The following is a 7,418-nucleotide window of genomic DNA, read 5'->3' on the forward strand; positions in this document are numbered from 1 at the left end:
CGCGCGGGTAACGACGAATACGTGCGGCCAGAGCAGGCCCGAAGGGTGCGCGCCACCCTAGCCCGCCACAAGCAGACCGACCCAAGACCACCGCCATCCGCTGCGCCCGTTCGGACACCCACCTCTTCCACCCCACAAGCCGACCGGTCACCGGGACGGCGAACACCCACGAACCCTCCCCCCGTAGGTGCCTCTTTTCGTGCATCCGCACGAAACAGATACCCGGGAGACCGCGCGCCACCTAGGCCAGGCGTAGAAGCCGCCCCACCCGGAACATGGAGGGCGCGTCAGGCCCGGATGGCGGCGGCAGCGGTGGTCCAGGCGCCACCGGCCGTCGCGTCGGCGACGTAGGTGCTGAAGTCCCGGGCGGGGCGGCCCAGGACCGTGGGCACGTCGGCGGTCACGCGGGCGTTGCGCCCGTCGAGCACGGCCGTGAACACCTCCGTCAGCAGCGCCACCGCCTCGGGCGGCAGCCCCGCACCCGCCAGGACCTCCGCGTACCGCACCGGGGAGACCGGGCGGAAGCGGACCTCCCGGCCGGTGGCGGCGGCGATCTCGCCCAGCGCCTCGCCGAAGGTGAGCAGGCGGGGGCCGGTCAGCTCGTACACCCGGCCCGCGTGGCGCGGGTCGGTCAGCGCGGCCACCGCCACGTCGGCGATGTCCTCGGCGTCGACGAACGGTTCGAGCAGCCCCGGCGCGGCGGGCAGCACCACCTCGCCGCCCAGCACCGACTCCCGCAGGAAGTCCTCGCTGAAGTTCTGGGCGAACCACGCCGCGCGCAGCACCGTCCAGGCGGCACCGGCCCGTTGCATCGCCCGCTCGGCCTCCTCCGCCCGGGCCTCGCCGCGCCCCGACAGCAGCACCAGGCGCCGCACGCCCTGGGCCACGGCCCGTTCCGAGAACGCGCCGATCGTCTCGGCCGCGCCCGGGGCGGCGATGTCCGGGTAGTAGCTCATGAAGACCGCCTCGGCGCCTTCGAGGACCGGCTCCCAGGTGGTGCGGTTCTCCCAGTCGAACGGCGGGGTGCCGGAGCGGGAGCCGAGGCGGGCCCCGGGGAGGCGCCCCGCGATGCGGCGGCCGGTCTTGCCGGTGGCGCCGAGGACCAGGATCCGGCCGTTCGCGATCGTCGCCGCTTCGGCGGCACGGATGTTGTCGAGGGATGTTTCGCTCATGCCCCCACTCCACCCGCTCCCGAGCCGCCGGACCATCGTCGGCAGGCTCACCCGCATGCGCGTGCGTCTACGCTCATCCATATGGACGCGCTGACCAGCCTCCTCGACGGGCCCCGGGCCAGGGGCGCCTTCCTGCTGCGGACGGTCCTGGCCCCGCCGTGGGGCATCAGGGTGCGGGACGAGGCGCCGCTCACGCTGGCCTGCGTGACGCGCGGCGGCGGGTGGATCCTGCCCGAGGGCGGCGAGCCGGTCCGGCTGGGCGTGGGCGACATCGCCGTGGTGCGCGGGCCCGCCCCGTACACGGTGGCGGACGACCCGGCCACCGCGCCGGAGGCGGACGTCCTGCCCGGCGGATGCAGCGTCGGCCTGGACGGGACGGACCTGTGCGAGGCGCTCGACCTGGGCGTGCGCACCTGGGGGACGGACCCGGAGGGGCCGACCGAGCTGCTGATCGGCACCTACCGGCTCCAGTTGGAGGTCAGCGCGCGGCTGCTGCGCGCCCTGCCCCGGGTGCTCGTGCTGCGCGAGGGCGACTGGGACGCGGTGCTGCTGCCGATGCTTTCCGCCGAGATCGTCAAGGACGAGCCGGGGCAGGAGGTCCTCCTCGACCGGCTGCTCGACCTGCTGCTGATCTCGGTGCTGCGCGCGTGGTTCGCGCAGCCGGGGGCGCGGGCCCCCGCCTGGTACCGGGCGCACGGGGACCCGGCCGTCGGGCAGGTGCTGCGGCTCGTCCACGACCACCCCGCGCACCCCTGGACCGTGGCCGGTCTCGCGGCGAAGGCCGGGGTGTCACGGGCGGCGCTGGCGCGGCGCTTCACCGAGCTGGTCGGCGAGCCGCCGATGGCCTATCTGACCGGCTGGCGGCTGGAGATGGCCGCCGAGCTGCTGCGCGACCCGGACCTGACCGTCGAGGCGGTGGCGCGCCGCGTCGGCTACGGCAGCGCGTTCGCGCTGAGCACCGCGTTCAAGCGGGAGCGCGGCATCAGCCCCAGCGAGCACCGCGCACGGGGCCCGGCCGGGGCCGTCCCGGCGGACAGCACCTCCGGGTAGCGCGGCGTCGGCGGGCGCTATGCCGAGGACGGCACCGAGGCGCCGCCGTACGAGCCCGCCACCGAGGGGGGCTCGGGACGGGGCGCGGGCAGCAGGTTCAGCTCGTCCTCCTCGGAACGCACCGGCCGGTAGACCGTCAGGCTGCCCCGCACCTTGTCCAGCAGCAGCGCCGTCGGCGCCTCCCCGGCCTCGCCGTCGTAGGCCAGCGGGGTGCCGTCGCCCTGCCCCGACAGGTGCAGCTCGGGCAGCCTCGCCGCCGCGTACACGCGGGAGCGGCCCAGCGTGCCGGTCAGCGCGGAGAGCACCGTGCGGGTGCGGGCCATCGGCTTGTCCGCGGGGACCATCCGCACGTCCAGCAGCCCGTCGGCCAGGTGGGTGCGGTGGGCGGGGGCGAAGCCCTCGGGCGAGTACAGCCCGTTCCCCGCGAAGAGCAGCCACAGCCGGCGCGGGCGGCCGTTCACCTTGATCTCCAGGGGCCGTGCCGTGCGCAGCACCCGCGCCAGCGAGACCGCGGCCGAGGGCCACTTGCCGATGCGCCGCTCCAGCTTCTCGCGGCTGCGGACCAGTTCGGGGTAGAGGCCGATGCTGAACGTGTTGAGGAAGTAGCGGGTGGGGCCGTCGGCCCCGTCCGCCGGGCGGACCCGCGCCAGGTCGACGCGGACCGCGTCCCCCTCGCGGATCGCCGCCGCCGTGTCCTCGAAGGTCTGTATGCCGGTGTCGAGCGCGAAGTGGTTCAGCGTGCCGCCGGGGAAGACCGCGAGCGGCACCCCGTGCCCGGCCGCCACCGCCGCCGCCGCGTTCACGCTGCCGTCGCCGCCGCAGATGCCCAGGGCGCCGCCCGCCCGCGCGGCCCCGGCCGCGGCCTCCTCCAGCACCGCCACCAGGTCGTCGTCGCCAGAGCGCCGCGTCACCCGGGCCTTGGGCAGCACGGCCCGCAGCCGCTCGGCGTCCGCGTCCGCCGCCCCGGGGCCCGCGCCCTCGTTCACCACCACGACCAGCCCGGCGCCCTCGTCGAGCGCGGGCGCCGGCGCGCGATGGTGCACCAGCTGCGCCGGGGTCGGACGGCGCGGCCACCAGTGCCCGGTGGCCAGCGCGGCGCCCACGCCCAGCAGGGTGCCCGCCACCACGTCCGACGGGTAGTGCACGCCCACGTACACCCGGGAGGCGGCGACCGAGGCGGCGACCGGCGCGACCATCGCGCCCAGCCTGCCCGACTCCAGCGCGACGCCCGTGGCGAAGGCGGCGGCCGAGGCCGCGTGCCCGGAGGGGAAGGAACTGGTCAACGGCTGGCGCGCGAGCCGGCGGGCCAGCGGGACCGCGTCGATCAGCGGGCGCTGCCTGCGCATCGCGTACTTCATGATCGTGTTCGTCGTGAACGAGGCCAGCGACAGCGCGGCGACCCCGCGCAGCGCCGCACGCCGCCCCGGCCGCCCGCCCGCCGCCGCGAGCGCCGCGCCCGCGGCGAACCAGAGCCGCCCGTGGTTGGCCGCGTGGCTCAGCGCGGGCAGCACCGCCTGGACGCCGGGCGGGTGCGCCGCGGCGACGCGCTCGAAGACGCGCCGGTCCAGACGGCTCAGCCGCCCCAGGTTCCCGCTCCGCCGTCGCATTCCCCTCGCCCCCTCCGCGCCGCTCACGCGACGTGATCAGCCGTGCCCGCCGTCGTTGCCGTCGTTGCCGTGTCTGTCATGCTTTCCGTGCCTTGTCCCGTGCACTGGCGAACCTACCCCCGGGCACTGACAGCACTCCTGGTCGTCCTCCGGCGGGAGGTGGCTACGCGGAGTTCCCGCCGGTTCGGCGCGTGTCGTAGACGACGACGGGCTCGGGGTTGGCGGTCACCGTGGTCAGCACCATCACGGCGTCCGCCACGGCGGTGAGCCCGTGCCTGATCTGGGGCACGCGCATCACCTCCCCGGCGGCCAGCTCCGCGTCGCCCACCTCCGACAGCAGGCGCACGCGCCCGCGCACGACGTGGAGGCTGCACGCCGGGGGCGCGTTGTGCTCCTCCAGCACCGAACCGGCGGTCAGCGCGATGACGCTCTGCCGCAACGGCCCGTCGTGCAGGAAGAGATGGGCGCTGCGGCCGTGTTCCGCGTCGCGTGCCAGAGCGAGGTGTTCGTCGGCGAGCTCGGCCAGTTGGGTCACGTCCTGGGTCAGGTCAGTCATGACCTCCATGCTGCCGGGTGGCGCCCGCCCCGCAACTCGGCTAGGCCGCCCGCCCCTCGGAGCCGTCCCGATCCGCCGGTTCCGCAGGTTCCGCCGGGTCCGCCAGTTCCACGCGCACCGCGCACACCTTGAACTCCGGCATCCGGGACGTCGGGTCGAGCGCCGGGTTGGTCAGCGTGTTGGCGCGGCCCTCACCCGGCCAGTGGAACGGCATGAAGATGGTGTCCGGCCTGATGTCCCCGCTGACGCGGGCCGGCGCCACCGCCCGGCCGCGCCGCGATGTCACCGCGAGCCGGTCGCCCTCGGCCGCGCCGATCCGCTCGGCCAGCCGCGGGTGGAGCTGGACGAACGGGCCGGGCGCGGCGGCGTTGAGCGCACCGACCCGCCGGGTCTGCGCGCCCGACTGGTACTGCGCCAGCACCCGGCCCGTCGTCAGCAGCACCGGGTACTCGGGCGTCGGCTCCTCGGCCGCGGGCCGGTGGGTGACCGGCGCGAACCTCGCCCGCCCGTCCTCGGTGGCGAACCGGTCGAGGAACAGGCGCGGGGTGCCCGGGTGGGGCGCGTGCGCCGCGCCCCGCTCCGGCTCGCGCTCCGGGCAGGGCCAGAAGACGCCGTCCTCCCGCTCGATGCGCCGGTAGCTGATGCCGGAGTAGTCGGCTCTGCCGCCCGCCGAGGCGCGGCGCAGCTCCTCGAAGACCTCCTCGGGCTCGGCGGGGAATCCCTTCTCCCACCCCAGCCTGGCCGCCAGCGCCCGCAGCACCTCCAGGTCGCTGCGGCAGCCGGGCGGCGGCTCGGCGGCCTTGCGGCGCAGCAGCACCCTGCCCTCCAGATTGGTGAGCGTGCCGGTCTCCTCGGCCCACTGCGTCACCGGCAGCACCACGTCCGCGAGCCGCGCCGACTCGGACAGCACCACGTCGCACACGGCCAGGAAGTCCAGCGCCCGCATGCGTTCCTCCACATGCGCGGCGTGCGGCGCGGAGACCACCGGATTGGACGCCATCAGCAGCAGCGCCCGCACCCCGTCGGGGGTGTCGCGGCCGAGCGCGTCGAGGAGTTCGTAGGCGCTGCGGCCCGGCGCCGGCAGCGTCGCCGGGTCCACGCCCCACACCCGCGCCACATGCGCGCGGTCCGCCTCGTTCGCCAGCATGCGGTAGCCGGGCAGCTGGTCGGCCTTCTGGCCGTGCTCGCGCCCGCCCTGCCCGTTGCCCTGGCCGGTCAGGCAGCCGTAGCCGGACAGCGGGCGCCCGGCGCGGCCGGTCGCCAGGCAGAGGTTGATCCACGCGCCGACCGTGTCCGTTCCCTTCGACTGCTGCTCGGGGCCGCGCGCCGTCAGCACCATCGCCGCCTCGGGCTCGCAGAACATCCGCGCCGCCGCGCGGAGCTGGGGGACGGGCACGCCGGTGATCCGTTCCACCAGCTCGGGCCAGTGCGCCATCGCCGCCGCCCGCGCCTGCTCCCACCCGGCCGTCCGCTCCGCGACGAACGCCTCGTCCACCCGCCCCCCGGCCACCACCAGGTGCAGCAGCCCAAGGGCCAGCGCCAGATCGGTGCCGGGGCGCGGCGCGAGGTGCAGGTCCGCCTGCTCGGCGGTCCTGGTGCGGCGCGGATCGACGACGATCAGCGTGCCGCCGTTCTCCCGCAGCTCGGTCAGGTAGCGCAGGGCGGGCGGCATGGTCTCGGCGAGGTTCGAGCCGACCAGCAGGACGCAGCCGGTGCGCGGAATGTCCTCCAGCGGGAACGGCAGCCCCCGGTCCAGGCCGAACGCCCGCGTCCCCGCCGCCGCGGCCGAGGACATGCAGAACCTGCCGTTGTAGTCGATCTGCGAGCTGCCGAGCACCAGCCGCGTGAACTTGCCCAGCGCGTACGCCTTCTCGTTCGTGAGCCCGCCGCCGCCGAAGACGCCGACCGCGTCCGGGCCGTGGCGGCGCCGCGCCCCGGCGAGTCCGGCGGCGACGCGGTCGAGCGCCTCGTCCCAGGTCGCGGGGGCCAGCTCGCCCGACCGCTCCCGCCGCACCAGCGGCTCGGTCAGCCGCGCGTCGGCCGCCAGCACCTCGGTGGCGGTGCGGCCCTTGGCGCACAGCGCGCCCCTGTTCACGGGGAACGCGGCGCGCTCGACCACCTCCAGCCCGCCGCCGTCCGCCCGCGGCGCGAGACCCATTCCGCACTGGAGGGCGCAGTACGGGCAGTGGGTGTCGGTCGTGGCCGGGGCGTCAGTGCTCATGGGCGCATCATGCGTCGTGCGTGTTACGCGGGCGGGCGCGTCGCGTTACCCGGCCGGTGCGACCGCCTCAGCCGCCGCGGCGGCGGCCGGTGAGGAAGGGTGGCGCCGTTGGTGACACCCGTGCAACACCACGGCAATGCCGCGGGCCCAGGCTGACGATATGAGCACAATCAGCACCGCGCCGACCCTGGTCGCCGTCGCCCACGGTTCCCCCGATCCGCGGGCGCGAGGCGCGGTCGGCTCACTGATCCGGCTCATCCGCGCGCTGCGCCCCGGCCTGCCGGTCGAGCTCGGCCACCTGGAGACGGACGAGCCGTCGCTGGCCGACACGCTGGCACGGCTGCGCGGGCGGGCGGTGCTGGTGCCGCTGCTGTTCAGCCGGGGGTACCACGTCAAGCACGACATCCCCGCCGTCGTGGCCCACGCCGCGGGGCGCCGCCTGCACGTGTCCACCGCCGCCTGCCTCGGCCCCCACCCGCTGCTGGCCGAGGCGCTGCACAGCCGTCTGGTCGAGGCGGGCTACCGGCGCGGCGACGCGGTGGTGCTGGCCGCGGCGGGCTCGCTCGACCCCGAGTCCGCGGCGGGCACCGGCTACACGGCCCAGATGCTCTCGGCCCGCCTCGGCGGCGCCCGGGTCCTTCCCGCGTACGCGTCGGCGGCGTTCCCGACCGTCCCCGAGGCCGTCGCGGCGCTGGCGGGCGAGGGCCACCGGGGGGTCGCCGTCGCCTCCTGCTTCACGGCCCCCGGGCTCTTCGCGACCCGCTGCGCCGAGGCCTACCCGGGCGTCGTCTCCGCGCTCGGCGGCGCCCACC

6 protein-coding genes are annotated in these 7,418 nt (G+C 76.2%); 2 read left to right on the plus strand and 4 right to left on the minus strand.

The genetic code is table 11. From position 1 onward, the window contains the following. Positions 1–287 precede the first annotated feature (287 nt). Entirely contained in the window at positions 288–1,172 is an 885-nt protein-coding gene (locus tag ADY01_RS29880; protein WP_049579704.1) for an NmrA family transcriptional regulator, read from the minus strand. A gap of 81 nt (positions 1,173–1,253) precedes the next feature. On the opposite strand from ADY01_RS29880, the gene ADY01_RS29885 reads away from it, so the two are divergent. Beyond that, the gene (locus tag ADY01_RS29885) at positions 1,254–2,222 is read left to right on the plus strand and encodes an AraC family transcriptional regulator (RefSeq protein ID WP_049579706.1); all 969 of its coding nucleotides are present in this window, start codon (positions 1,254–1,256) and stop codon (positions 2,220–2,222) included. A 17-nt stretch (positions 2,223–2,239) separates the two neighbouring features. Here ADY01_RS29885 and ADY01_RS29890 read toward each other — a convergent pair whose 3' ends face one another. The 3 genes from ADY01_RS29890 to ADY01_RS29900 form a co-directional block, all read right to left on the minus strand. Beyond that, complete coding sequence (locus ADY01_RS29890) at positions 2,240–3,829, minus strand: bifunctional phosphatase PAP2/diacylglycerol kinase family protein (protein WP_063784411.1); 1,590 nt, start codon at positions 3,827–3,829, stop codon at positions 2,240–2,242. Positions 3,830–3,992: 163 nt separating this feature from the next. Next, entirely contained in the window at positions 3,993–4,385 is a 393-nt protein-coding gene (locus ADY01_RS29895; RefSeq protein ID WP_049579711.1) for a cupin, read from the minus strand. Between the two features lie 40 nt (positions 4,386–4,425). Further along, positions 4,426–6,606, minus strand: a complete 2,181-nt coding sequence (locus ADY01_RS29900) for a molybdopterin oxidoreductase family protein (RefSeq protein ID WP_049579707.1) — start codon at positions 6,604–6,606, stop codon at positions 4,426–4,428. A gap of 160 nt (positions 6,607–6,766) precedes the next feature. Here ADY01_RS29900 and ADY01_RS29905 point away from each other — a divergent pair. Beyond that, positions 6,767–7,418 (plus strand): sirohydrochlorin chelatase (locus tag ADY01_RS29905; RefSeq protein ID WP_053171338.1); only part of this gene is annotated, 652 nt, incomplete at its 3' end.

The organism is Streptomyces sp. SBT349 (genome assembly GCF_001083795.1).
Classification (GTDB): domain Bacteria; phylum Actinomycetota; class Actinomycetes; order Streptomycetales; family Streptomycetaceae; genus Streptomyces.